At 56.8% G+C, this 23,502-nt stretch carries 22 protein-coding genes; 19 read left to right on the top strand and 3 right to left on the bottom strand.

What is annotated here, in order from left to right; genetic code table 11:
* Nucleotides 1-4: 4 nt before the first annotated feature.
* On the top strand, nt 5-1,036 hold the full coding sequence (locus AC23D4_RS21680; RefSeq protein ID WP_472887744.1) for an acyltransferase family protein: 1,032 nt from the start codon (nt 5-7) through the stop codon (nt 1,034-1,036).
* Between the two features lie 18 nt (nt 1,037-1,054).
* Here the strand turns inward: AC23D4_RS21680 and AC23D4_RS21675 are convergent, their stop codons facing one another.
* Nucleotides 1,055-2,065 carry a polysaccharide deacetylase family protein gene (locus AC23D4_RS21675; protein ID WP_472887743.1) on the bottom strand — a complete coding sequence of 337 codons (1,011 nt, stop codon included), beginning with the start codon at nt 2,063-2,065 and terminating at the stop codon, nt 1,055-1,057.
* Between the two features lie 31 nt (nt 2,066-2,096).
* Nucleotides 2,097-3,101, bottom strand: a complete 1,005-nt coding sequence (locus tag AC23D4_RS21670; RefSeq protein WP_472887742.1) for a glycosyltransferase family 2 protein — start codon at nt 3,099-3,101, stop codon at nt 2,097-2,099.
* A gap of 66 nt (nt 3,102-3,167) precedes the next feature.
* Here AC23D4_RS21670 and AC23D4_RS21665 point away from each other — a divergent pair, with 66 nt between their 5' ends.
* The 18 genes from AC23D4_RS21665 to AC23D4_RS21580 all read left to right on the top strand — a co-directional run bounded on the left by AC23D4_RS21665 (nt 3,168) and on the right by AC23D4_RS21580 (nt 22,441).
* A complete protein-coding gene (locus tag AC23D4_RS21665) occupies nt 3,168-4,814 on the top strand; it encodes a glycosyltransferase family 39 protein (protein WP_487623668.1) in 1,647 nt (548 codons plus the stop codon).
* The gene (locus AC23D4_RS21660) at nt 4,811-5,491 is read left to right on the top strand and encodes a hypothetical protein (RefSeq protein WP_472887740.1); all 681 of its coding nucleotides are present in this window, start codon (nt 4,811-4,813) and stop codon (nt 5,489-5,491) included. Before AC23D4_RS21665 ends, AC23D4_RS21660 begins: the two co-directional genes overlap by 4 nt.
* 77 nt (nt 5,492-5,568) lie before the next feature.
* Nucleotides 5,569-7,629 carry a glycosyltransferase family 2 protein gene (locus tag AC23D4_RS21655; RefSeq protein WP_472887739.1) on the top strand — a complete coding sequence of 687 codons (2,061 nt, stop codon included), beginning with the start codon at nt 5,569-5,571 and terminating at the stop codon, nt 7,627-7,629.
* Nucleotides 7,629-8,561, top strand: a complete 933-nt coding sequence (locus tag AC23D4_RS21650) for a glycosyltransferase (RefSeq protein WP_472887738.1) — start codon at nt 7,629-7,631, stop codon at nt 8,559-8,561. The genes AC23D4_RS21655 and AC23D4_RS21650 overlap by 1 nt, the downstream gene beginning before the upstream one ends.
* A gap of 38 nt (nt 8,562-8,599) precedes the next feature.
* Nucleotides 8,600-9,577, top strand: a complete 978-nt coding sequence (locus AC23D4_RS21645; protein WP_487623667.1) for a glycosyltransferase family 2 protein — start codon at nt 8,600-8,602, stop codon at nt 9,575-9,577.
* A complete protein-coding gene (locus tag AC23D4_RS21640) occupies nt 9,574-10,329 on the top strand; it encodes a glycosyltransferase family 2 protein (protein ID WP_472887736.1) in 756 nt (251 codons plus the stop codon). The genes AC23D4_RS21645 and AC23D4_RS21640 overlap by 4 nt, the downstream gene beginning before the upstream one ends.
* Nucleotides 10,330-10,407: 78 nt before the next feature.
* On the top strand, nt 10,408-11,472 hold the full coding sequence (gene rfbB, locus AC23D4_RS21635) for a dTDP-glucose 4,6-dehydratase (protein ID WP_472887735.1): 1,065 nt from the start codon (nt 10,408-10,410) through the stop codon (nt 11,470-11,472).
* Nucleotides 11,469-12,356 carry a dTDP-4-dehydrorhamnose reductase gene (gene rfbD, locus AC23D4_RS21630; protein ID WP_472887734.1) on the top strand — a complete coding sequence of 296 codons (888 nt, stop codon included), beginning with the start codon at nt 11,469-11,471 and terminating at the stop codon, nt 12,354-12,356. The genes rfbB and rfbD overlap by 4 nt, the downstream gene beginning before the upstream one ends.
* Before the next feature lie 15 nt (nt 12,357-12,371).
* Nucleotides 12,372-13,253, top strand: a complete 882-nt coding sequence (gene rfbA / locus AC23D4_RS21625; RefSeq protein WP_472887733.1) for a glucose-1-phosphate thymidylyltransferase RfbA — start codon at nt 12,372-12,374, stop codon at nt 13,251-13,253.
* A gap of 12 nt (nt 13,254-13,265) precedes the next feature.
* Complete coding sequence (rfbC, locus tag AC23D4_RS21620) at nt 13,266-13,811, top strand: dTDP-4-dehydrorhamnose 3,5-epimerase (RefSeq protein ID WP_472887732.1); 546 nt, start codon at nt 13,266-13,268, stop codon at nt 13,809-13,811.
* 5 nt (nt 13,812-13,816) lie between these two features.
* Complete coding sequence (locus AC23D4_RS21615) at nt 13,817-15,292, top strand: mannose-1-phosphate guanylyltransferase/mannose-6-phosphate isomerase (RefSeq protein WP_472887731.1); 1,476 nt, start codon at nt 13,817-13,819, stop codon at nt 15,290-15,292.
* Nucleotides 15,292-16,083 (top strand): ABC transporter permease, encoded by a 792-nt coding sequence (locus tag AC23D4_RS21610; protein WP_472887730.1) that lies wholly within the window; start codon nt 15,292-15,294, stop codon nt 16,081-16,083. Before AC23D4_RS21615 ends, AC23D4_RS21610 begins: the two co-directional genes overlap by 1 nt.
* Before the next feature lie 33 nt (nt 16,084-16,116).
* Entirely contained in the window at nt 16,117-17,340 is a 1,224-nt protein-coding gene (locus AC23D4_RS21605; RefSeq protein WP_472887729.1) for an ABC transporter ATP-binding protein, read from the top strand.
* Nucleotides 17,333-17,926 carry a class I SAM-dependent methyltransferase gene (locus AC23D4_RS21600; protein WP_487623666.1) on the top strand — a complete coding sequence of 198 codons (594 nt, stop codon included), beginning with the start codon at nt 17,333-17,335 and terminating at the stop codon, nt 17,924-17,926. Before AC23D4_RS21605 ends, AC23D4_RS21600 begins: the two co-directional genes overlap by 8 nt.
* Nucleotides 17,871-18,958 (top strand): IS3 family transposase gene (locus tag AC23D4_RS21595; RefSeq protein ID WP_472887725.1). Its coding sequence is split into 2 segments (ribosomal slippage): nt 17,871-18,123 and nt 18,123-18,958, totalling 1,089 coding nucleotides; the frame shifts between segments, so codons are not numbered across the junction. Before AC23D4_RS21600 ends, AC23D4_RS21595 begins: the two co-directional genes overlap by 56 nt.
* 171 nt (nt 18,959-19,129) lie before the next feature.
* Entirely contained in the window at nt 19,130-19,795 is a 666-nt protein-coding gene (locus AC23D4_RS21590) for a hypothetical protein (RefSeq protein ID WP_487623665.1), read from the top strand.
* 80 nt (nt 19,796-19,875) lie between these two features.
* A complete protein-coding gene (locus AC23D4_RS21585) occupies nt 19,876-21,564 on the top strand; it encodes a glycosyltransferase family 4 protein (protein ID WP_472887727.1) in 1,689 nt (562 codons plus the stop codon).
* Nucleotides 21,565-21,568: 4 nt separating this feature from the next.
* A complete protein-coding gene (locus AC23D4_RS21580; RefSeq protein ID WP_472887726.1) occupies nt 21,569-22,441 on the top strand; it encodes a hypothetical protein in 873 nt (290 codons plus the stop codon).
* Here the strand turns inward: AC23D4_RS21580 and AC23D4_RS21575 are convergent.
* Nucleotides 22,407-23,494, bottom strand: a protein-coding gene (locus AC23D4_RS21575) for an IS3 family transposase (protein ID WP_472887725.1) whose coding sequence is annotated in 2 segments (ribosomal slippage) — nt 22,407-23,242 and nt 23,242-23,494 — 1,089 coding nt in all. Because the reading frame shifts where the segments join, the coding sequence is not laid out codon by codon here. The two genes, AC23D4_RS21580 and AC23D4_RS21575, sit on opposite strands and share 35 nt — an antisense overlap.
* Between the last annotated feature and the right edge of the window lie 8 nt (nt 23,495-23,502).

Genomic DNA, 23,502 nt, shown 5'->3' with positions numbered 1-23,502 from the left:
ACAAATGGCAGCACGCGAAACCTGGATCGATGTCCTCAAAGGTTGGGGCATGCTCTTGATCGTGGTCGGTCATGTCTGGTCGCTGAGCGACGTGTCCACCGCGTACATGTGGATATTCTCCTTCCATGTCCCACTGTTTTTCTTTGCCTCCGGCCTGACTCTCAAACCCGGCTCACAGCCGCTGAGCCGCTTCTTGCGCAACCGCGTCAGCAGCATCTTGGTCCCGTACATCCTCTATGCCTTGCTGGGCTACCTTTTCTACGTCCTGGGGTTTGCCGCAGCCGCACTGGCTGGCAAGCAGGTCGCACAGTTTGGATATGGCCTTTGGTGGCCATTGCTGGGTGCGTTTTACGGCACAGTCGGTGACGGACTGCTCGTCAACAGTCCTCTCTGGTTCCTGCCAGCACTTTTTTTGGCCTCAGGACTGGTGTACGCACTGAACCAGCGTGAGCACCCTCCGCTTCTGCGCTACGCCTTACTGATGGCGGCTTTTGCTCTTGGCGCATGGATTGAAGATCGACTGAAGCTGCCCATGAGTGCGGCTTCGGCCTTGTGCGCAGCTGTTTTCATGCAACTGGGGCTTGACACGCGCCGTTACGGTTGGCTGGAGAGACTGCGTCCAACTCAGCAATACTGGTTGCTAGCAATACTGCTGCCGCTGTCCCTTCTTTCACCGATGAACGGTGCTGTAGGTCTGGCGGGACCCACCGTCAACCATCCAATTATGTTTCTGGCTTTTGCCTTGGTGGGTATTGGACTGTCGGTGCTACTGAGCTGGCGGGTCGGGAACCGCATCCCCTGGATGGCGATGCTGGGACAACACAGCATGGGCATTCTGGTACTGCACATGCTGGTGATCAAAGGTGTGAAGGTGATATTCAGCCTGGGAACGGGTGTGAGCCTGGACACCATGGAACAGGAGTTGGGGTGGGGAGTGCTCGTGCTTGTCATCTCCGCTCTGATCATGTGGCCATCGATTTGGCTCATTGAGCGCTCGCTCCCCTGGACGTTGGGGAAACGGCACTCCGCAGGATAAGCGGGCTCACCGGAACTTCTACTGGACCAGACTGAGTGGAAAAGGCCGCCAGCCACACTGAAGCGCCGTCAACGCACTGTCTGAGCTATCCAGCCCAACCCGGTGAAACACCTGGTCGTCGTTCATGCGACTGCCCCAGCCGCTGGTGGTGAAAAACAAGTCAACCTCGCCGCGGACACGTTCATAGAAGGCGGGGGTGATGCCGCGATTTTTATAGGGAAAAGCGAAATAGCGGTAAGGCAGGTCAAAGGATTCGGACATATGGCGCATACTGCGACGCGTCTGCGACACCTGCTCATCCAGGGTGATTTCCCAATACCGAGGATGGTCACAGCTGTGTGCACCCAGCATGAACCCCCTACGCACCAGATCGGTGGCTTCCTGGTGCGTGATGTACGGTCGATCGGCGCGGAAGTAAGCATCGAGATCCACGGACAGCCTCGCTGCAACAGCGTCAAAAACAGCGCCATCAGCCTGACGAACTGACATCAGTGCTTGTCCAGGATGGGCGGATGCGTAACCCATTCGTGCCAGGATGGCGGCAACGTCAGTCTGATCCCGCTCGGAACGGGATTTCAACAGCTCCATCAAGAGACTGGCCTTGAACTTCTCCTCCACCATGGAAGAAGACGCCCCCCCCCCGAGGAAATCGGTGATCAAAAAGTGAATGGCCGGTATCCCCTTGCGCTCCAGAATGGGCGAAGCCACTTCGTAAGAAGAACGCAGGCCATCATCAAACGTGACAAGAAACCGATCAGCGCCAGCCCGTGCAATTCCTTCGGGCGACAGGTCTTCCAGTGGCTTGAAGTGGCGAAGAATTTCGTCCAGCACCCGCTCAAAACTTTCGGGAGTGTGGTAGTCGTAGAGATGCTTGATGTACGGCTTGGGGTGTGTTTCGACCGCATGAAAAATAAAAATAGGCAGTGTCCGTGCAGAGACTGCGCGAGATACCTCCAATGGAATGTGCCGCATGATCATGCGCATGCCGCGTGAGGCCGAGCGCAGGAGCTTTTCATTGACGAAGGACATGACAACCTGTGAGAGATGCGTGAAAAGTTGCTTAAGTTCGGTAGGCTGCCAGATGACCGGCCAAGGCACCCGACAGCCTCACCGCAAACGCAAAAGAAAAGCGTGTGGAAAACGCCATGCTCAAGGCAACAACCTTCTCAAGGGGGCGCGCGTGATTTGAACCGAGGAACGACATCAGGCTGTCACGCGTGATGCGCTCCAAGGAAGAAAAAATGGCTGGGTCGTTGGTTTGGGAGAGCACCATCTGGAAAAAAAGTCGCAAGCTCGATCGCGCCTTGCGAAATTGAACAAAGTTGAGCTGATACGCCACATCTGGATCGGTATGGGCTGCCATGCTTTCAACAGCAAGCAAGATGCTGGCGGTCCGCTGATCGACACGTTTCTGGGCAAAACTCGACTCAGTTGCCGACACCTGGTTGAAGCGGTAGTGGTACAGCACATCGCCCACCAGCCATGCCGATCGACAGTGCCTGTAGTACTGAACGAGAAACAACATGTCCTCTCCCACCGCGATCCGCCCATCAAAGCGCAGACGGAAATTCCGAATCAGGGCCATGCGGAACGCTTTGTTGCAGCACCCGCCCCCCACCATCTGAGTGCACAGGGTATGTTCGTACAGTGCTTTCATGCTCAACTCACCAGAGTCTCCCAGCACAAACGGCTGGGTGCCATCCGGCCGCACCCGGTCATAGGCACAGACGGCCACGTCATGCGAGGCCATCGGCTCGACCAGTTTGGTCAGAAAATCCGGCTCCACATAGTCGTCGGCATCGATGAACACAACACACTCGCCCTGTGCGGCGTCGAGCGCCTGGTTTCGAGCGGACGACACACCACCGTTGGCCTTGTGAAACACCCGGAAACGAGGATCCAGCAGGGCGAAGCGATCACAAATGGTGCCCCCTCCATCCGTAGAGCCATCGTTAACCAGCAGCACCTCGAAGTCAGAAAGCACCTGCGCCTGAACAGACAAAAGACACTGCTCCAGGAAGGGCTCGCAGTTGTAGACGGGAACGACGATGGAGATCTTTGGCATCGATGCAATGAGCGGCTCGGCAGCAGCGCGCGGCGATGTTGGGTAAACCCAACAGTATACAATTGAATGATGCCCACGAACACAGCCCCGCCGCCGTTGCACACACACAAGGATGAGGTGCAATCCCACCCGGCGTGGCGTTGGTCGTGGCTGATCGTGCTCATCGTGACGTTGAAGTCGGCCTACCTCGCCTTCTTTGTCATTCCACCAGCCGACATCCCTGACGAATCCGGGCACTACGCTTACATCAAAGATATCGCGAACGGCTCGTTTTTTCCACTGCTGGGCAATGCGACAATATTGAATGACCTCTGGATGGACCCTGCGGATAAGGTGATTCTGCACCCTCGTATCAATTACATAGTGCAACATCCTCCCCTATATTACACCCTTGCGGCAATTCCATATGCCCTCGCCAGCAAGGTGACTGACGACAGGTGGTTTCTGATCAGGATTACGAGGCTGGTTTCCGCTCTTTCGTTGGGACTGACAGTCTTGGTGGTATTCCGCATTCTGATGGATGTGGGACTGGATCCAGGACGCAGTCTGTTGGTGTCCACGTCCCTAGCGTTCATTCCTACGCTGAACAGCCTCTCAGCGGGGATTACCAACGACGTCTTTTTGCTCTTGGTGTGTGCAGTCGCCACACGCTATCTCGTCCGTTTTGTATTGGAGAATAGATTACGGGACGCCTACCTGTGCGCTATCTGGCTGACATTGGCGGGTGCAACAAAGATGACGGCATGGATCATAATTGCCGGCTTTGTGGCTGTCATGGTGCTTGAATTGCGTCAGCCCATCAAGGGCTGGTTAAGCCACACCATTGGTATCACGGTTGTGTCGCTACTTGCCCCATTGTGGTGGATGGGACGAAACCTGATGCACTTCGGCGACCCTTTCTACATTGGAATCTCGGCTGCCATTCAGCCGGTCATGCCGGGAGCCACCATGTTACAGTTCCTGGAAAGCCAGCCTTTCTTTTATTTTATGCTTGTGCATTTCTATGCACTGTTTGGTTTTTCGGGCTATTGCCAGACACCGAGTCTGGTGCACTTGTGCCAAGGAACACGGCTTACCCACATCAACAACGAGCCTTTCTTCTATTTCTTGTTCGTGTTGGCGTTGCTGGTGTTGCTCACCGTGGGTTTTGCGGCCAAGCAGGCCGGAAGATTCACCTCGCAGGTGCGGCCCCCAGAAATACCTCAATCATTGCAGGGATGGGTGCACAGCATGGTTGCGCGAAAACCCATCGGCATGGCGCTCTTGGTCATATCGATGTCGTCCGGCGTTTTCCTGTACGTTTATGCCATGCAAACCGTGCATGCCGAACCAGGCATTTTCAATGGCCTGGTCGTGAATGGTATTGCACTGGCACCACTATTGATCATTCCGTTCTCTCTCGTGGCCGTGCTGCTCGAAACGAACCCATCCAAACGACTGCCTCACCACCTGATTCTGGTTTTCGCCTTGTTCGGCATGATTTTCATCCTGCAGGCCCACAAGGCATACATGCTGGTCGGCGAGATGCGGGGCGCCCAGGGAAGGTACTTTTTTCCCTACATCCCCATGCTTTTGGCGGCCCTTGCCACGGCGCTAGTGGATCTGCGTTTCCCGATCAAGATCGCCCTCTGGATCGTATTGGGTCTCATGTTCGCCGAAATTTACACCTATCTCCAGCACGTCATACCGTTCTTTGAATCGGTAAAGATATGACGCAACAGACCGCCACCGCCCGCCAGTTTGGAAAGCTTGCACTGTTCAGTGTGCTGATGCTGCTGTTCATGTATTACCCAACGATTGAGCGGTACAAAAATAAACATGTGCTCAACGAAGGTATTGCATGGAAAGACATGCGTGTCACTGGTGAGATCACGCCGGAATTCAGTCTGCGCCAAAGCATTCGCGTTGAGCATACGGATCTTCTGCCCACCGAATTTCACAACCCGGTTTGCCTGGATATCCAATTCGCCAACTACGCAAACAGGAAAAACACTGGGCGTTTTCGGATCGTGGCATCCACAGCTTCAGCCTCCGAGGAGCGCGTCATAGAGGCCAGGAACATCGAAGACAACGAAATGGAACTGGTGTGTTTTCACAGCATCTCATTTAGAGAAATATTTCAGCAAGATTCGTGGGTGGACATACAGGGCATTGACAGCCCCCGCGGGAAATCCGTGACCACTGTCGGCAGCACTACCGCCGGTCCGCCGAGGGCGGTCATCAATGGGCGACCCAGTGACTTGACGTTGGTCTACATCGCTTCGATTCGCAAGGACCCTGAGCTGTACCAGATCAACTCGTATGTCCTGATTGTCTTTGCATCGTTGTTAATGACTGCGATCCTGCTGGCAAGTCGAACCATGGTTGCGCTTCCGGCTTCCAGAAAATAACTCCCACCCCGAAGTTACGGCGTCTTCGGGCCTCCTCTTGATCTGCACCGGGTTGAACCCATGACACTGCCTCCTACATGAATCACCCTGACCCGATGCGTGAACCTGGGTTCGAACTCCCGGATGCCAGCGACCCGGGCGACGTGGAAGTGGTCCGACTGCAGGCCCAACTCTCCTCGGCTCTTGAGGAACTCAAGCAGACCAGATCCGAGCTCGAAGCCATACAGAACTCGACGATATGGCGCATGTCATTGGCTGTTCGCGCGCCCGTCATGTTCATATTGAGGCTTCGGCATGGATGGGGTGGACTGCCTGGCCGCATTGCGCGTCATGGCGGCTGGTTTGGTCATCTCTGTGAATGGTGGAGAGACATCCAATCGTACGGATGGGGCTACTTTGGACGCGTTGCCACTTATGAACACAACCCTGGCCCAGGGTCAGGCGACCATGATCGCAACGATTACACAGCCTGGAAACATCGCTTCTCCCAAACGAAACCGGCAGCGACTATCCCAACAGACCCGTCCCCCTTGATGTCGGTGGTGCTCCCTGTGTATCGCCCCCCTTTGCACCTGCTGCAGGAAGCGGTCGCCTCTGTCCTAAGGCAACGCTATGCCAACTGGGAACTCTGCATTGCCGACGATGCATCGAACGATGAGCAATTAACAGCGTATTTGCACACACTGGAATCTCAACACGCCAACGTGCACGTCATTTTCAGAAAGACCAACGGCCATATTTCGCAATGCACAAACTCCGCGCTCGACTTGGCCACTGGCGAGTTCGTGGTTCTTCTGGATCAGGATGACCTGCTCCCTGAAGAAGCGCTGGCCGAGGTGGTCAAGTGTGTCGCCGAACATCCCGATGTGGGCATCATTTTTTCGGATGAAGACCGGATCGTCGAATCCGGAACGCGGTCACTGGGCGCCTATTTCAAGCCCGACTTCAACTACGACCTGTTCATGGGTCACAACATGGTGAGCCATCTGGGTGTGTACCGACGCAGCCTGCTCACTGCGATTGGCGGATTTCGTCGCGGTGTTGAAGGGTCCCAAGACTATGACGTGGCCTTGCGCGCCTTGGAGAGGCTGCGCCTCGATCAGGTGGTTCACATCCCTAAAGTGCTTTATCACTGGCGAGCCATTCAAGGCAGCACAGCACTGAGTCAGTCTGAAAAGACCTATACCACCACGGCAAGCTACAAAGCACTGGTGGATCACCTGGAAAGAACCGGGGTCGCGGCAGAGGTTCTGCCTTGTCGCCTGCTGCCAAATTTTCACCGAATCCGGTACACGCTGTCCTCCAACATGCAGCGCGCCACCGTGGTCTTGGCATTTGACTACCCTGTCCACCAAGTGCGCGAGTTGATCACCATGCTTGGCACCCGGGCAGGAGCCCGCGACACAAGCTTCATCTGGGTGACATCACAAGCAGTCACCGCAGCCGACATACAGACGGACCCACAATCGATCGCACCCACCATACAAGTCGTTTCTGCGCCGCCCGGTGGGTCTGCGCTGGCTCGTGTCGCCACCGCATTGCCACTGTCTGATGATCCGATCCTGGCCGTCTTGACCATGCCCTTCTCAGAAGCAACCGATGGCTGGCTGGATGAGCTCGCCAGATTCGCTGCACAACCGCGAGTAGGTTTCGTTGCACCCATGGTGGTAGACGCCGCAGACCAGATCAAGCTCGTGGACCATGGCGGCATACTATTCACCGACAACTTCCGAGCCGTCCATGCACACAAGGGGCTGCACATTGATCACACCGGCTACGCTGGCCGAGGTGCTCTGTCTCAATCATTTTCTGCCCTGTCGCCCGCGCTACTTGTCGTGCGTAGAGAATTGATCAATACAGCACTCCCTCTGACTTCGCTCTTTGGTGATCCTCTGGATTTTGTCGACCTGTGTCTGGAGTTTCGAGACCGCGGACTCGCCAATGTATGGACTCCAGAAGTCGAGCTTCGTTTCAACGATTTGCGCTTTGCTGGAAGAACCAATCTATTCACGTCACTGCCTCCTTTGAGTGCAAGACGTACAACCTGGATTCAGAAGTGGGGTCCCAAGCCAAAGGACCCCGCCTACAACCCGAATCTGTCGCTTGACGGTGATTTCTCTTTGAACTGGCGAGTCTGATGACTTCCAAACTCCATCACTCGCCTGCCACGTCACTGAACGCCGTGTGTGCTGTCGTGGTGAGCTACCACCCTGAGACGACCGTCCTCTTGGATCTGCTGAATCAGCTCGACCAAAGCGGATGTGACTTCATCCTGATCGACAACCACTCGAACAACATCGATCACTTCAAGACCAAGGCTTTGGGCTTCAACCGTTGTCGCGAAGTGATTTGCCTGCCTGAAAACTTAGGACAAGCCTCGGCTCTCAACGAGGCGCTGACGCGAATTGAAACTGCAGGTTACGAGTTGGCTTTGCTGTTCGATCAGGACAGCAGCATTGATGAAAACTTCGTTCCAGGCATGCTGACCTCCTGGAATTTGGGACAACAAATTGCACGAGGAACTGTGGCAGCCATAGGTCCGCGACTGATCGAGCCACGATCAAAAAGACGGATGCCCTTCCGCACTTTTCGAAGTCTGATCGAACGTAGTGAAACCGTTGCCGAACCACAGTCTCGGTTGATTGACACCGCTTTTCTGATCACATCCGGATGTTTGCTGGCTGTGGGTCTGCTTCCAAGGATTGGCCTCATGCGCAGCGACTATTTCATCGACAACGTCGATCTGGAGTGGTGCTTCAGAGCGAAGGCCCTCGGGTACCGGCTGTTTGGCACGGAACTCGCCACATTGCATCACCGCATTGGAGAGGACAGCGACAATGTCCTGGTTCGCCGAGGTGTCATCGTGCAACACAGCGCCTTGCGCTACTACTACTCCTCACGCAACCGCATTCATCTGCACAAGCAGCCTTACACCCCTTGGATCTGGCGCACAAAAGACATCGTTCGCTTCGTACTCAAGTCCACTTACCTGTTGATCACATCGGGTGACAGGCACAGCATCTGGATCAATCTACGACGTGCCGTGCGAGATGCGAGACATCTTTCATGACAAGCTCTCACGCCCACATCGTACATGTTGTGCAGAAAATGGTTGTTTTACTGCCTGTCTACAACGGCTCACGTTTCTTGCGTGCCCAACTGGACTCCATCCTCACGCAGAGCTTCCAGAACACGCTCATCCTTTGTCGTGATGACGCATCCCAAGACAACTCCGCTGCCATTTTGGCGGAATATGCCGCTCGGTATCCAGGGCGAATTCAACTGGTCCACGATACTCTGGGCAATCTGGGGGCAAGAGGAAGTTTCTCCCGTCTGATGGAGGAAGGGCTCAAACTTCCGGCACGTGAGGAAACGCCCGACACAGACACCTATTTCGCGTTGGCAGATCAAGACGACACATGGCACCCTGAGAAGCTGGCTGTGTTGCTTGACGAAATGCTCCAGCTCGAAAACGGCACACCGGACATACCGTGCCTGGTACACGGAGATCTGCGCGTTGTTGATCAGGACGGCAGAGAGATTGCACCCTCCATGGCCACTTACCAGGGGCTCCGGGCGGACCGCGACAGCTTGGCTGCACAACTGATCAGCAACACAGTCACAGGCTGTACCGCATTGCTCAACAGATCGCTCGTCGTGATCAGTTCGCCTGTGCCCGCCGATTCGATCATGCACGACTGGTGGATTTCACTGGTAGCCAGCGCGTTTGGCCGCCGTCGCTACGTAAAACAACCGTTGGTGAACTACCGACAACATGACAGCAACACCATCGGTGCCAAAGAATGGACAGAGCGCAACCGCTACAGGATGAAACCAGGGCTGGCGGCACTGCCGCGGAACACCTATCACGTGTTGCGTGTGCTCGCTATCGTCAGCATCCGGCTGTTCAACAACGAACACAGTCAAGCCTTTCAAGCCAACGCCCTGCAGGCTCGCACTTTTTTGCGGTATTTCGCAGCTCGCCTGACGTCGATGCAGCGCCTCAGCGTCTGGATGGCCTGTGGATTGGGCATCCCGTTTCCTCCACTCCAGCGAGCCTTGTTCCGGCTCCTGCGCACGCTATGAGCCTGTGCCTCTCAGTTGTCAGTCATGCCCAAGCCCCGCTGGCCAATTTGTTGCTGAACGACCTTGCCTATCACGCCACTCGACCCAACAGGATTCTTCTGACCAGCAATGTGCAGGAACCCGCGCCATGGAACGTTCACCAAGTGGCAGTGGATATCGCGACCAACTCTCAGCCTCTGGGATTTGGTGCCAATCACAACCAAGCCTTTCGTCGCAGCACCGAAACATTTTTTTGCGTCGCCAACCCGGACATCCGCCTTCCCCACGATCCGTTTCCCGCCCTTCTTGCCGCCATGAAAGACCCCCTCGTGGGGGTAGTTGCGCCCATGGTGGTGAGCCCGAAGGGGGCTACTGAAGACAGCGCTCGCCACTTCCCGACGCTCGCATCTCTGCTACGGAAAGCCATCGGTGGACGCGATGGCCGGTACAACATTCGTCCTTCTGCTTCGGCCGAGCCTGTACCCGTTGATTGGGCTGCCGGCATGTTCCTGTTGTTTAGAGCCTCCGCATTTCGGGATGTGGGAGGATTCGATGATAAATTCCATCTTTACTACGAAGACGTCGATATCTGTGCTCGCCTTTGGAATGCAGGCTGGAAAGTGATGGTATCGCCGCAGATCGCCGTGGTCCACGCCGCGCAGCGAACCAGCAGACGCCATCCTTTGTACATGTCCTGGCATGTCAGAAGCATGGCCCGCTACTTCCGCAAGCACCTGGGCAGACTGCCTGACACCACCGCCTCCGCAAGCTGAAGGTATGTGCTTGGCATTGCCGCCCGCCCGTTGATCTTCGGTGCAAGTCCTCGTCGCACAACCCTACAGGAGTTCCTGATGATTCTCGTGACCGGAGCCGCAGGCTTCATTGGAGCCAATTTCGTCCTTGACTGGTTTACCCAGTCGGATGAGCCAGTCATCAATCTCGACAAGCTCACGTATGCCGGCAACATGCAAAGCCTGGCCAGCCTGAAGGGCAAGCCGAACCACATCTTCGTTCATGGTGACATTGGGGATCGCGCCCTCCTGCAGCGCTTGCTTGCAGAACACAAGCCACGCGCGGTCGTGAACTTCGCGGCCGAAAGCCACGTTGACCGATCCATCCACGGCCCCGAGGATTTCATCCAGACCAATGTGGTCGGTACCTTCCATTTGCTGGAGTCGGTGCGCACCCACTGGGGCAGCCTGGACACAGAGGCCAAAGCCGCCTTTCGCTTCCTGCACGTCTCAACCGACGAGGTGTACGGCACGCTCGGCCCGGCTGATGCACCGTTCACCGAAACAACGCCTTTCGCCCCCAACAGTCCCTACTCAGCCAGCAAAGCCTCGAGTGACCACCTGGTTCGCGCCTACCACCATACCTACGGGCTGCCGGTACTGACCACCAACTGTTCCAACAACTACGGGCCGTATCACTTTCCGGAAAAGCTCATCCCGCTGATGATCGTCAACGCGTTGGCTGGCAAGCCCTTGCCCGTTTATGGCGATGGCATGCAAGTGCGCGACTGGCTGTTCGTCAAGGACCACTGCAGTGCCATTCGCCGCGTGCTGGAAGCGGGTGTTCCTGGAGAAACCTACAACGTGGGGGGCTGGAACGAAAAGCCCAACATCGAGATCGTGAACACCGTGTGCGCCCTCCTCAACGAAATGTCACCCCGTAGGGATGGCAAGGCCTATGCCGATCAGATCACCTATGTCACCGACCGGCCGGGACATGATCGTCGCTACGCCATCGACGCCAGCAAGATCCACCGTGAGCTGGGCTGGAGGCCTGCGGAAACTTTCGAAACCGGCATCCGCAAGACCGTACGCTGGTACCTGGACAACCAGCCTTGGGTGCAACAAGTACAAAGCGGAGAATATCGGCAATGGATGGACCAGCAGTACGGTAACAAAGCATGAACATCCTGCTGACCGGGAAGAACGGGCAGTTGGGCTTCGAACTCCAGCGCGCCTTGGCACCGCTGGGAACCGTTGTCGCCGTGGGAACCACCGACTGCGATCTCGCGGACGCTGATGCTGTGCGTCGCCTGGTGCAATCCGTCCAGCCGCAAGTCATCGTCAACCCGGCCGCCTACACCGCCGTTGACCGGGCAGAAAGCGACGCCCAAACAGCCCGCGCGGTCAACGCCATTGCGCCGGGAATACTGGGTGAAGAGGCCGCCAAGCTGGGTGCCTTCGTTATTCATTACTCGACAGACTACGTCTACGAAGGCAACAAAGCCGGCTACTACGTGGAATCGGACTCTACCAACCCGCAATCGGTCTATGGCCAGACCAAGCTGGACGGCGAACTGGCGCTCGCAGCAGCCAACGCTCAGCATGTCATCTTGCGCACCAGTTGGGTGGTCGGCGCGCATGGAGGCAACTTTGCAAAAACCATGCTTCGGCTGGCAGGAGACCGCGATGAACTCAAGGTGGTAGCTGACCAGTTTGGTGCGCCCACCTCGGCGGCCCTGATTGCCGATGTCACCGCCCATGTCCTGCGGCAACACCAGCACGAAGATGGTCAGGCTTTCCCTTTTGGCACCTATCATCTGGCGGCAGACGGTGAAACCAGTTGGCACCAGTACGCCCAGTTTGTCATTGGTGAGGCCCTTGTCAGGGGCAAGGTGCTGCGGGCGCACCCTGATCGTGTGCTTCCCATTCCGGCCTCGGCTTACCCCACTCCCGCAAAACGCCCCCAAAATTCCCGCCTGGATACGCAGCGCCTGCGCGCCGCTTTTGATCTGCACCTGCCTCACTGGCAACAGGGTGTGAGTCATGTCCTCCAGCAAATCCTCTGACCAGAAAGCCCCAAGATGGCACGCAAAGGCATCATTCTCGCCGGAGGTTCCGGCACCCGTCTCTACCCCGTCACGCAAGCCGTGAGCAAGCAGCTGATGCCGGTGTACGACAAGCCAATGATCTACTACCCGCTGAGCACGCTGATGCTCGCGGGTATCCGGGACATTCTGGTGATCTCCACCCCCATGGACACCCCCCGCTTCCAGGATCTGCTGGGAGACGGCAGCCAGTGGGGGTTGAACATCCAGTACGCTGTACAGCCCAGCCCCGATGGCCTTGCCCAAGCATTCATCATTGGCGAGAAGTTCATCGGTAACGACACTTCGTCGCTGGTTCTCGGAGACAACATCTTTCACGGGCACGACTTCGCCGAGCTGCTTCGCAACGCCACCCAGCGCGAAGAAGGTGCCACCGTGTTTGCCTACCACGTGCACGACCCGGAACGCTATGGTGTTGCCGAATTCAACGAGCATGGCAAGGTGCTCAGCCTTGAAGAAAAGCCGAGCCAACCGAAAAGCAACTTTGCAGTCACAGGCCTGTACTTTTACGACAATCAGGTTGTACAACTGGCCAAAGACCTCCAGCCATCCCCACGCGGCGAACTGGAAATCACCGACCTGAACCGCCTGTACCTGGAACAGAACCAATTGCGTGTCGAGCTGATGGGCCGCGGCTATGCCTGGCTGGACACGGGCACACACGACAGCCTTCTGGAAGCAGGCCAGTTCATCGCCACCCTGGAGAAGCGTCAGGGCCTCAAAGTGGCCTGTCCGGAAGAAATTGCATACCGTCATCACTGGATCAACGCTGAACAACTTGGAGCATTGGCCAAACCGTTGGCCAAAAATGGCTACGGCCAGTATCTGCAGCAGATTCTCAAAGAAGCCCTCGTTTGACAGGACTCCCCCATGAAAGCCACACCTCAAGCCATCCCTGACGTCATCCTTTTCGAACCCAAGGTGTTCGGCGATGACCGCGGCTTCTTCTTTGAGAGCTTCAACCTCTCCAAGTTTGAGGAGGCTATTGGACACCCCGTCAAGTTTGTGCAAGACAACCACTCAAAGTCGGTCAAAGGCGTGCTGCGCGGTCTTCACTATCAGGTCCAGCAACCCCAAGGCAAGCTGGTCAGGGTAGTCGAGGGAGCTGTGTTCGATGTCGCAGTGGATATTCGGCGCTCGTCACCCACGTTCGGGAAATGGGTGGGCGCCTTGCTGAGCGCTGAGAACAAACACCAGTTGTGGGTGCCGGAAGGTTTTGCTCATGGATTCGTTGTGCTGAGCGATACCGCAGAGTTCCTGTACAAGACCACGGACTACTATGCGCCTGCGCATGAACGCAGCATCCTGTGGAACGACCCCGATATCGCGATTGACTGGACAACGGATATCACACCGGTTCTTTCGACCAAAGATCAAGCGGCCAAGAATCTCCAGACCGCAGAACTGTTCGACTGAAGCGTATGAAAATAGTCTCCGTTATTCTGTCGGGTGGTGCTGGAACCCGGCTTTGGCCAGCATCTCGACAAGCTTATCCCAAACCCTTCATGAAACTGGGTGGCAGCGCTCTGCTGGAGCAGGCTATCACGCGCGGCCAGGCTTGCGGTACCGACGACGTGTACATCGTCACCAACCAGGATCACCTGTTCCTCACTCAAGGCCTGCTGGCCGCAATGAATGACCCGCCCCGGGTGCGTTACCTGCTGGAACCCAAGGGACGCAACACGGCGCCCGCCATCGCCCTGGCCGCCCTGGCCTGCCAGGCCGCCCAAGGGGACGATGCAGTGATGCTGGTGCTGCCCGCTGACCATCTGATCCCAGACACCGAAACATTTGTGGCCAATGCACTGGAAGCCGCGCGCCAAGCCCTGCAAGGCCACCTGGTGGTGTTTGGCATCCACCCCACCGGCCCAGAAACCGGGTTTGGCTACATCGAAGTTGCCAAGGTCGGGCGCCAGGCCCAGCCGGTGCTCAAGTTTGTGGAAAAGCCCGATCTGGAAACCGCCCAGGAGTATCTGGCCACAGGCCGCTACTACTGGAACAGCGGCATGTTCTGTTTCACGGTCGGCACCCTGCTCAGCGCCTTCGCCGAACACTCGCCCGACGTGCTGCACGCAGCTCGCGAGGCCATGGCCCACGCCAGCACCCAGCAGCACCCGGCCATGGGACCGGCCAGTCCGGAAAGTGTTACGCGTTTTGAAGTCCACAGCTTCGGCCTGCAACCCGACATCAGCATCGACTACGCCGTGATGGAACGCGCCGGCAACGTCACCATGGTGCCCGCCCGATTTGGCTGGAGCGACGTGGGCACCTGGCCCTCAGTCGCACGGGCCCACAGCGCAGATGCCAGCGGCAACACCCTGGGCACAGCAGACGACGCCGATTGGGTTGCAATCGACACCACCGACACCCATGTGCACATCGACAGCCACGGTCACAAGGTCGTGGCCACGGTGGGCGTCAAAGATCTGGTGATCGTGGACACGCCCGACGCGCTGCTGATCACCAGCAAGGAACAGGCGCAAAACGTCAAACGGGTGGTGGATGCGCTCAAGGAGCGGCATGTCGACAGCCCGCCGCACCAGACCACGCTGCTGCCCGCTGCGGTGCAACGCCCCTGGGGAACCTACGCCATGCTCAAGGAAGAGGTCGGCTACAAGGTCAAGCGCATCACGGTCAAGCCTGGGCAAAGCCTGAGCCTTCAGTACCACCACAAGCGAGCGGAACACTGGGTGGTGGTGCGCGGCCACGGCGACGTCCAGATCGGTGAGACGCTACATCCCACGGGACCGGGCGAATACCGCCACATAGCGCTGAACGAAAAACACCGTCTGAGCAACACCGGCGACGAAGAACTCGTCTTGATCGAAGTCCAGTGCGGTGACTACCTCGGAGAGGATGACATCGTCCGCCTGGCCGACATCTACGGGCGAAACTGATGAACGTGATACGTGCCCTCTGGGCCTACCGCGGGTTTATTCTGGGCAGCGTCAAGCGGGAGTTTCAGGTCAAGTATAGAAACTCGCTGCTGGGCGCTGCCTGGAACATCATCAACCCACTGTCGATGATTGTGGTCTACACGGTCATTTTTTCGGAGATCATGAAGGCCCGGTTGCCAGGGGTAGAAAGCATGCATGGCTTCAGCATCTACCTGTGCGCGGGCATCCTGACCTGGGGGCTGTTTGCAGAGATCGCAAACCGGTCTACCACGATGTTCGTGGACAACGCGAACCTGCTCAAGAAGCTGAGTTTTCCGCGCCTGTGCCTGCCGGTGGTGGTGGTCAGCAACGCCCTGCTCAACTTTGCCATCGTGTTTGCACTGTTTCTGGTGTTTCTGGTGTTGATCGGGCAGTTCCCCGGCGTTGTCGTCGTCGCCCTGTTTCCGCTGATCATGCTGCAGGTAGCCTTTGCTATCGGTCTGGGCATCACGCTGGGCATGCTCAATGTGTTCTTCCGGGATGTCGGGCAATTCTTCAGCATCTTCCTGACCTTCTGGTTCTGGTTCACGCCCATTGTGTATCCGGCGTCCATTCTGCCGGCCAGTGTGCAACCAATCATCCGATTCAATCCCATGGCCCGCCTGATCGCCGGTTACCAGGACGTCCTGGTGTACGGGCGCTGGCCCAACTGGGCCAGCCTCTGGCCCGTGGTGGTGCTGTCGGTACTGCTGTGCGCCTACGGTCTCTACCTGTTCCGTCGCCGGTCCGGCGAAATGGTCGATGAACTCTGAGCCACTTGGCCCTCTTACTCCAACCTAAGCGCCATGGGCACCATTTCCGTTTCCCACCTGGGCAAAGCCTATAAACAGTATCCGTCCCGATGGGCACGGCTGGTAGAGTGGCTGGTGCCGTTCAACCCGAAAAGACACACGCTCAAGTGGATCCTGCAGGAGATCAGCTTTACTGTCCAGCCCGGTGAAGCTGTCGGCATCATTGGAATGAACGGTGCCGGTAAAAGTACGCTGCTGAAAATGATCACGGGTACCACACAACCCACCACCGGTAGCGTTCAGTTGACCGGGAGGGTGGCCGCCATGCTGGAACTTGGTATGGGTTTCCACCCGGACTTCACCGGGCGACAAAACGCCTACATGGCGGGCCAGTTGCTCGGTTACTCGGTCGAAGAGATTGCGCGCCTCATGCCCGAGATCGAAGCCTTTGCCGAGATTGGCGAATACATCGACCAACCCGTGCGGGTCTACAGCAGCGGCATGCAGATGCGACTGGCCTTCAGCGTTGCCACCGCGCACCGACCCGACATCCTGATCGTGGACGAAGCGCTGTCGGTGGGTGACGCGTACTTCGTGCACAAAAGCTTTGCACGCATCAAGGCGTTCCGCGAACAAGGCACCACGCTGCTGATCGTCAGCCACGACAAGGGCGCCATCCAGTCCATCTGTGACCGGGCCATCCTGCTCAACGCCGGCCGGCTGGCCATGGAAGGTGAACCCGAAACGGTGATGGACTACTACAACGCGATGCTGGCCGAGAGGGAAAACCAGACGGTGCGGCAGGAAGTATCGGACAGCGGAAAGGTGCAAACCGTCTCTGGCACGGGCGAAGCCATCGTGCACAGCATCGCGCTGTTGAACGACGCTGATGAGCCCATTGAGATGGTGAATGTGGGGCAGCCAGTCCAGCTGAAGATCGTGGTAGGAGCCAGGGACCATCTGCCCGAGCTGGTGCTGGGCTACATGATCAAAGACCGCCTGGGGCAACCGATCTTTGGCACCAACACCTATCACCTGAGCAACGTGATCCATGACGTCCGCGCCGGTCACCTGGCGACCTATGTGTTCCGTTTCGATGCCTCGCTGGGGCCGGGCACCTACTCGATCGCCACTTCGTTGCACACCGGCGATACACACATTGCGAAAAACTACGAATGGAAAGACCTGGCCCTGGTGTTCAACGTGGTGAACCTCGACAAGAGCAGCTTTGTTGGCTGTGCCTGGCTTCCTCCCCAACTGCAATCCAGCCATGACTGATCTGTTTTACCGCGCATTCGAAGAGAAATTTCGGGGGTCAAGGTCATTGATCCGTTCGCGCCTAGATGTTTATCGGGCCTTCATTTCACCTCTGAAACAGATCTATTCCGATGCACGAGGTCTGGATCTCGGCTGCGGTCGCGGGGAATGGCTCGAAGTGCTTCAGGAGGAGGGCATTGAGCCACTGGGGATCGATCTGGACGAAGGGATGCTTGAAGCTTGTCGGGCATTGCACTTACCTGCCGTCAAAGGCGATGCTGTGGCCTATCTGGCTGCTCTGCCGAACGAGAGTCAGGCCATCATCTCGGCATTCCACATGGTTGAACACATTCCGTTCGATCAGCTGCAGGTCATCGTCTCGGAGTCGCTGAGGGTGTTGAAGCCGGGTGGGTTGCTGATCATGGAAACACCCAATCCTGAGAACATCGCGGTTGCCACCCGTGATTTCTATCTGGACCCCACCCACCAGGGTAATCCCCCCGAAAAACCAAAGTTCCCAGAAGTAGAATTTTCCAAGAAGGAAGTTCTACGTGAAGAAGTCGAGATTTACCGACAGCCAGATCATGGCTGCCTTGAAGCGAGTTGAGGCCGGTCTGGCGGTGCCAGAGATCTGCCGGGAGGTGGGGATCAGTACCGCTACTTTTTACAAGTGGCGTGCCAAGTTCGGCGGTATGGACACCTCCATGATGGCCCGCATGAAGGAGCTTGAAGACGAGAACCGGCGCCTCAGGAAGATGTATCTGGAGGAGAAGCTCAAGGCTGAAATCGCCAACGAGTACCTCGCAAAAAAGTAACACGGCCATCTCGTCGGCGCGAGATGGCCAAGGAAGTCGTGCAGCAGCGTGCCGTCGCCATACGAGTCGCCTGTGCGGTGTTCTCGATCAGTGAATCCTGCTACCGCTACGAGTGCAAACAAAACGCCGAGAACGAGGAGATTGCCAACTGGCTGATGCGCCTGACGGACAACCACCGCAACTGGGGATTCGGCCTGTGCTACCTGTACCTGCGCAACGTGAAGAATTTTGGCTGGAACCACAAACGGGTCTACCGCATTTACCGCGAGCTGGAGCTCAACCTGCGCATCAAGCCACGCAAGCGGCTGATGCGGGAGAAGCCGCAACCATTGGCCGTGCCGCAGGCTATCAATCAGGTCTGGTCCATGGACTTCATGCACGACAGGCTGGAGGACGGCAGGAATCTGCGCTTGTTCAACGTGATCGACGACTTCAACCGTGAGGCGCTTGGCATTGAGGTGGACTTCTCGCTGCCCAGTGAGCGGGTGATCCGGGCGCTGAAGCAGATCATTGCCTGGCGAGGCAAGCCGCTGGTGATTCGTTGCGACAACGGGCCGGAGAACATCAGCGGCACCATTCAGAACTGGGCCAGTGAATGGGGCATCCAGATCGAATACATCCAGCCTGGTAAGCCGCAGCAAAACGCCTACGTTGAGCGGTTCAACCGGACGGTGCGATACGAATGGTTATCCCAGTATCACTGGTCAAGCCTTGAAGAGGTTCAGGACTTCGCCACGCAATGGATGTGGTCCTACAATCACGACCGCCCGAACATGGCCCTGGGCGGATTCACCCCAAAGCAGCATCTGGCCATGGCTGCATAACCGTTCTACTTCTGCGGACTGTGGAAATTGGGGGGATTACCCCAGCGCCCCATCCCACCGCTACTGCTTTCCTTCCTGCCAGAGTATTACGGCTTCCAACGAAGCAAGATTCTGCGACTCCAACAATCTGCCCGCCTTGAACAAGATACCGATCCAAGCTTGATAGACGTCTTGGAAGGCGCCAGCCCTGACTACGCCGTGGTGGCGCAAAAGCGTGGACCGGCAGACATTCTGGAACGGTCCGATCAGGCCTTTGCCAAAGAGATCGGCTTGACGCTGAACGAACTTTGCGAGCGCCACGACCAAGCGAATGCGATGGTGCGGTCATGGGTTGCGACGCACCTCGAACTTGAAGCCAAGGTTGAACACGCAATTGAAGCGAATGCGATGTTGCGGTCGGCGCATCTCGAACTTGAAGCCAAGGTTGAGCACGCAATTGAAGCGAATGCGACGTTGCGGTCATGGATTGCTGCGCACGGCGAACTTGAAGCCAAGGTTGAACACGCAATTGAACTGGCGGCTCACGCGCAAGACCGTGCCATGCACATGGAACAGGCCTTTCAATCCCTCCACGCAAGCCGATCCTGGCAACTGACCCGACCTTTGCGTTGGGCCAGCCTGCAGCTCAGACTGCTGAGAACACATGGTCCGCAGGAGCGGCTGACAGCCCTCGTGCGCAAATTGACCGGGCGGCGCGTCATACCAACGGTCGATACAAACCGGGCCGGCCGGGATGATGTTTCTGCTCAGACGCAACTCGAAAGCGTGCCACTGTCACCTCACGCGCGCACTATTTACCTGCAATTGATCAACAAGATCAATGCATCACAAGATTGAACGGCCTGATGCGCATCCTTATTGATCTTCAAGCTGCCCAAACGGACCTTTTACCGTTTAGACGGAGCTCGACGGCGGTCATGTTGGCCAAACGCTTGCTGCAACAAGCCGTCGGCCACGAATGCCGCTTCATTCTGGACGAGCGCAACAGCGGCAATGTACTGGCCCTGAAAGAAGTGCTCGCACCCGATTCGAATGGTTGCGAATTCAGGCTGTTTTGCGTACCTCCGCAGGACCCCTCCAGTGGTCGCACAGTCTCTCGAGCTGTGTATACCGACTTCATAGAAAACAACCGGCCCGACCTGCTGATATGGCTGGGTCATGTCGATGAAGACAACCACCAGATCCTCAAGCCTTTGGATCGATACGCCCTGAGCTGTGCCACCCTGTCGCTGCGATCAGAAGAAGACCTGCCGGCAATTTTGAGCTGGCTGAACGATGCCTCAGCCGGTGCTGCCAAAACGCACGGCGCGGCGGCCACCGACCTCATGCAGTGTCTGGCAGACGAATTTAGACGGCATCCGACCAGCGACGAGGTCATTCGAAACGCGGCAAAGGCCATGGCCTACAACCGGCGCCCTGAAAAGAGGCAGTTGCTGCTCGACGTCTCTGTGCTCGCGATCACAGACGCCAAGTCCGGCATTCAACGCGTGGGGCGATCCATCTTCAATGAGTTGTTGATCTGTCCGCCCGTGAATCACACGGTGCGGGCCATCCGCTTCAGCGAAGGGCACTACCACTACGCCGATGCGTTTGCCGCCAAAGCAGGCCATGCTTTGAACACCGGATCCGACGAACCGGTCGATTTCTACCAAGGCGACATCTATTTGTCACTGGACCTGAACATGCACATCGTTTCCGAGGTCGAAGCGATTTACCGGGACATGGGCAACAAAGGCGTCGAGCTGTTTTTCATCGTCTACGACATGCTGCCGATTCAACACCCGGAATGGTGGCCGGCGGAGATTTCGCCCATGTATATGGGCTGGCTGGACTCCTTGACGCGCCATGCAAGCGGGCTGTGCTGCATATCGGCTGCTGTGGCGCGGGATGTCTCCACCTGGCTGGAACAGCACCCCCCCCAACGCGTTCGGCCAGGCCCCAGCGTACACAGCTTTCATCTGGGCGCCGACGTTCAAAACAGCCTGCCTACCATGGGGCTGCCCGAATCCGCCGAAGAAATACTGGACTCGATCCAAAACAGTCACAGTTTTTTGATGGTCAGCACCATCGAACCGCGCAAGGGACACCGCCAAACCCTGGATGCCTTTGAACTGCTGTGGAACCAAGGTCTGGATCTTAAACTGGTGATTGCAGGGCGTCGTGGATGGCTGGTCGACTCCCTGCTTCAACGCATCATCGAACACCCCGAAAATGGAAAACGTCTATTGTGGCTGGAGGGCCTCAGCGACGAATACCTCGAAAAAGTCTATGCGGCGAGCACCTGCCTGATCGCCGCCAGTGAGGGTGAAGGCTTTGGTCTGCCGTTGATTGAGGCTGCCCAGCATCGCCTACCCATACTAGCCCGGTCTTTGCCTGTTTTCAAAGAGGTGGCAGGTGAACACGCTCACTATTTCGAAGGTCTGTCCCCCCAGGCACTAGCCGTTGCCATACAGGAATGGCTGGCGCTCTACCAGGACAATCGGCATCCCCAATCCGCGCATTTTCCCTGGCTGAACTGGAAGCAGTCGGCCCAGCAATTGCTGGACGCCATAGGACTCAGCACGGGTCGGATGCTGCGAAATGCACCACGGCAAACCGAGACCTGAACCCATGCAAAATCTACAAGCGGGCTACAGCCAAAAGTCGGTTAATTCAACTGCCTACTATTTCGCATTGCTGTTGCTGGCGGTTGCAACATTTCACCCCATCATTTATGTTGGTCAAACAACTTTTGACGATTTGAATACCGCCGTCAACTACGGCAGCAACAGCATTGCAAACATAACACTGACAGCAGCCAAAAATCAGGGGCGATTTTCCTTTCTATGGGGTTATCCACTTCTGCAGGTACCTTATCTGATTGACAGCATTTATTGGCACGCAGCCACCAAAATTTTTTCTGTGCTCATGCTGCTGACCGCACTCGGCACGGTCGTTTATCAGGCATTCCGCTCACCCTGGCTCGTTGTTGCCGTCACCACGCTATTTTTGTCCCTACAACAAAATGGCTGGGAACACAATGCAATGACGGCTTACCCGTTTGCCTTCAATGCTTACGCCAGCTGTTTCTTGTTCTCATTGGCGGTATTTAGGAGATCCATCGAAACGAACAGTACAACGACGGCCATGTTAGCGGGCCTTCTTTATTTCGTCTCTTTGGGTATAGAACTGTTTGTACTCTTTTTCCCGTTATTTATATTGCTGGCCAGCATCGTTCCCAGCGGAAGATTCGAACCCCGCTACAATTTAAGAAAAAGCAGCCTCCAGATCTTCGTACAGCTGGCCAGCGTCACCACCTACCTGGTCTGCTACGTTCTATGGCGCCATTTTTTTCCTTCCGGCTATGATGGCAATCAAATCTATCATGGTAGTCTGCAGAGCATCGTCAATGTCATCTGGACTTACAGGGTAATCCCCCCAATTTCCACAGTCCGCAGAAGTAGAACGGTTATGCAGCCATGGCCAGATGCTGCTTTGGGGTGAATCCGCCCAGGGCCATGTTCGGGCGGTCGTGATTGTAGGACCACATCCATTGCGTGGCGAAGTCCTGAACCTCTTCAAGGCTTGACCAGTGATACTGGGATAACCATTCGTATCGCACCGTCCGGTTGAACCGCTCAACGTAGGCGTTTTGCTGCGGCTTACCAGGCTGGATGTATTCGATCTGGATGCCCCATTCACTGGCCCAGTTCTGAATGGTGCCGCTGATGTTCTCCGGCCCGTTGTCGCAACGAATCACCAGCGGCTTGCCTCGCCAGGCAATGATCTGCTTCAGCGCCCGGATCACCCGCTCACTGGGCAGCGAGAAGTCCACCTCAATGCCAAGCGCCTCACGGTTGAAGTCGTCGATCACGTTGAACAAGCGCAGATTCCTGCCGTCCTCCAGCCTGTCGTGCATGAAGTCCATGGACCAGACCTGATTGATAGCCTGCGGCACGGCCAATGGTTGCGGCTTCTCCCGCATCAGCCGCTTGCGTGGCTTGATGCGCAGGTTGAGCTCCAGCTCGCGGTAAATGCGGTAGACCCGTTTGTGGTTCCAGCCAAAATTCTTCACGTTGCGCAGGTACAGGTAGCACAGGCCGAATCCCCAGTTGCGGTGGTTGTCCGTCAGGCGCATCAGCCAGTTGGCAATCTCCTCGTTCTCGGCGTTTTGTTTGCACTCGTAGCGGTAGCAGGATTCACTGATCGAGAACACCGCACAGGCGACTCGTATGGCGACGGCACGCTGCTGCACGACTTCCTTGGCCATCTCGCGCCGACGAGATGGCCGTGTTACTTTTTTGCGAGGTACTCGTTGGCGATTTCAGCCTTGAGCTTCTCCTCCAGATACATCTTCCTGAGGCGCCGGTTCTCGTCTTCAAGCTCCTTCATGCGGGCCATCATGGAGGTGTCCATACCGCCGAACTTGGCACGCCACTTGTAAAAAGTAGCGGTACTGATCCCCACCTCCCGGCAGATCTCTGGCACCGCCAGACCGGCCTCAACTCGCTTCAAGGCAGCCATGATCTGGCTGTCGGTAAATCTCGACTTCTTCACGTAGAACT

Source organism: Hydrogenophaga sp. L76 (genome assembly GCF_057654755.1).
Note: the sequence above shows the minus strand (reverse complement) of the source record. Positions and strands in the feature narration are given on the sequence as shown.

Coding starts and splice junctions, on each gene's coding strand:
- AC23D4_RS21680 (WP_472887744.1), top strand. CDS start 5: ATGGCAGCACGCGAAACCTGGATCGATGTCCTCAAAGGTTGGGGCATG.
- AC23D4_RS21675 (WP_472887743.1), bottom strand. CDS start 2,065: ATGTCCTTCGTCAATGAAAAGCTCCTGCGCTCGGCCTCACGCGGCATG.
- AC23D4_RS21670 (WP_472887742.1), bottom strand. CDS start 3,101: ATGCCAAAGATCTCCATCGTCGTTCCCGTCTACAACTGCGAGCCCTTC.
- AC23D4_RS21665 (WP_487623668.1), top strand. CDS start 3,168: ATGATGCCCACGAACACAGCCCCGCCGCCGTTGCACACACACAAGGAT.
- AC23D4_RS21660 (WP_472887740.1), top strand. CDS start 4,811: ATGACGCAACAGACCGCCACCGCCCGCCAGTTTGGAAAGCTTGCACTG.
- AC23D4_RS21655 (WP_472887739.1), top strand. CDS start 5,569: ATGAATCACCCTGACCCGATGCGTGAACCTGGGTTCGAACTCCCGGAT.
- AC23D4_RS21650 (WP_472887738.1), top strand. CDS start 7,629: ATGACTTCCAAACTCCATCACTCGCCTGCCACGTCACTGAACGCCGTG.
- AC23D4_RS21645 (WP_487623667.1), top strand. CDS start 8,600: ATGGTTGTTTTACTGCCTGTCTACAACGGCTCACGTTTCTTGCGTGCC.
- AC23D4_RS21640 (WP_472887736.1), top strand. CDS start 9,574: ATGAGCCTGTGCCTCTCAGTTGTCAGTCATGCCCAAGCCCCGCTGGCC.
- rfbB (WP_472887735.1), top strand. CDS start 10,408: ATGATTCTCGTGACCGGAGCCGCAGGCTTCATTGGAGCCAATTTCGTC.
- rfbD (WP_472887734.1), top strand. CDS start 11,469: ATGAACATCCTGCTGACCGGGAAGAACGGGCAGTTGGGCTTCGAACTC.
- rfbA (WP_472887733.1), top strand. CDS start 12,372: ATGGCACGCAAAGGCATCATTCTCGCCGGAGGTTCCGGCACCCGTCTC.
- rfbC (WP_472887732.1), top strand. CDS start 13,266: ATGAAAGCCACACCTCAAGCCATCCCTGACGTCATCCTTTTCGAACCC.
- AC23D4_RS21615 (WP_472887731.1), top strand. CDS start 13,817: ATGAAAATAGTCTCCGTTATTCTGTCGGGTGGTGCTGGAACCCGGCTT.
- AC23D4_RS21610 (WP_472887730.1), top strand. CDS start 15,292: ATGAACGTGATACGTGCCCTCTGGGCCTACCGCGGGTTTATTCTGGGC.
- AC23D4_RS21605 (WP_472887729.1), top strand. CDS start 16,117: ATGGGCACCATTTCCGTTTCCCACCTGGGCAAAGCCTATAAACAGTAT.
- AC23D4_RS21600 (WP_487623666.1), top strand. CDS start 17,333: ATGACTGATCTGTTTTACCGCGCATTCGAAGAGAAATTTCGGGGGTCA.
- AC23D4_RS21585 (WP_472887727.1), top strand. CDS start 19,876: ATGTTGGCCAAACGCTTGCTGCAACAAGCCGTCGGCCACGAATGCCGC.
- AC23D4_RS21580 (WP_472887726.1), top strand. CDS start 21,569: ATGCAAAATCTACAAGCGGGCTACAGCCAAAAGTCGGTTAATTCAACT.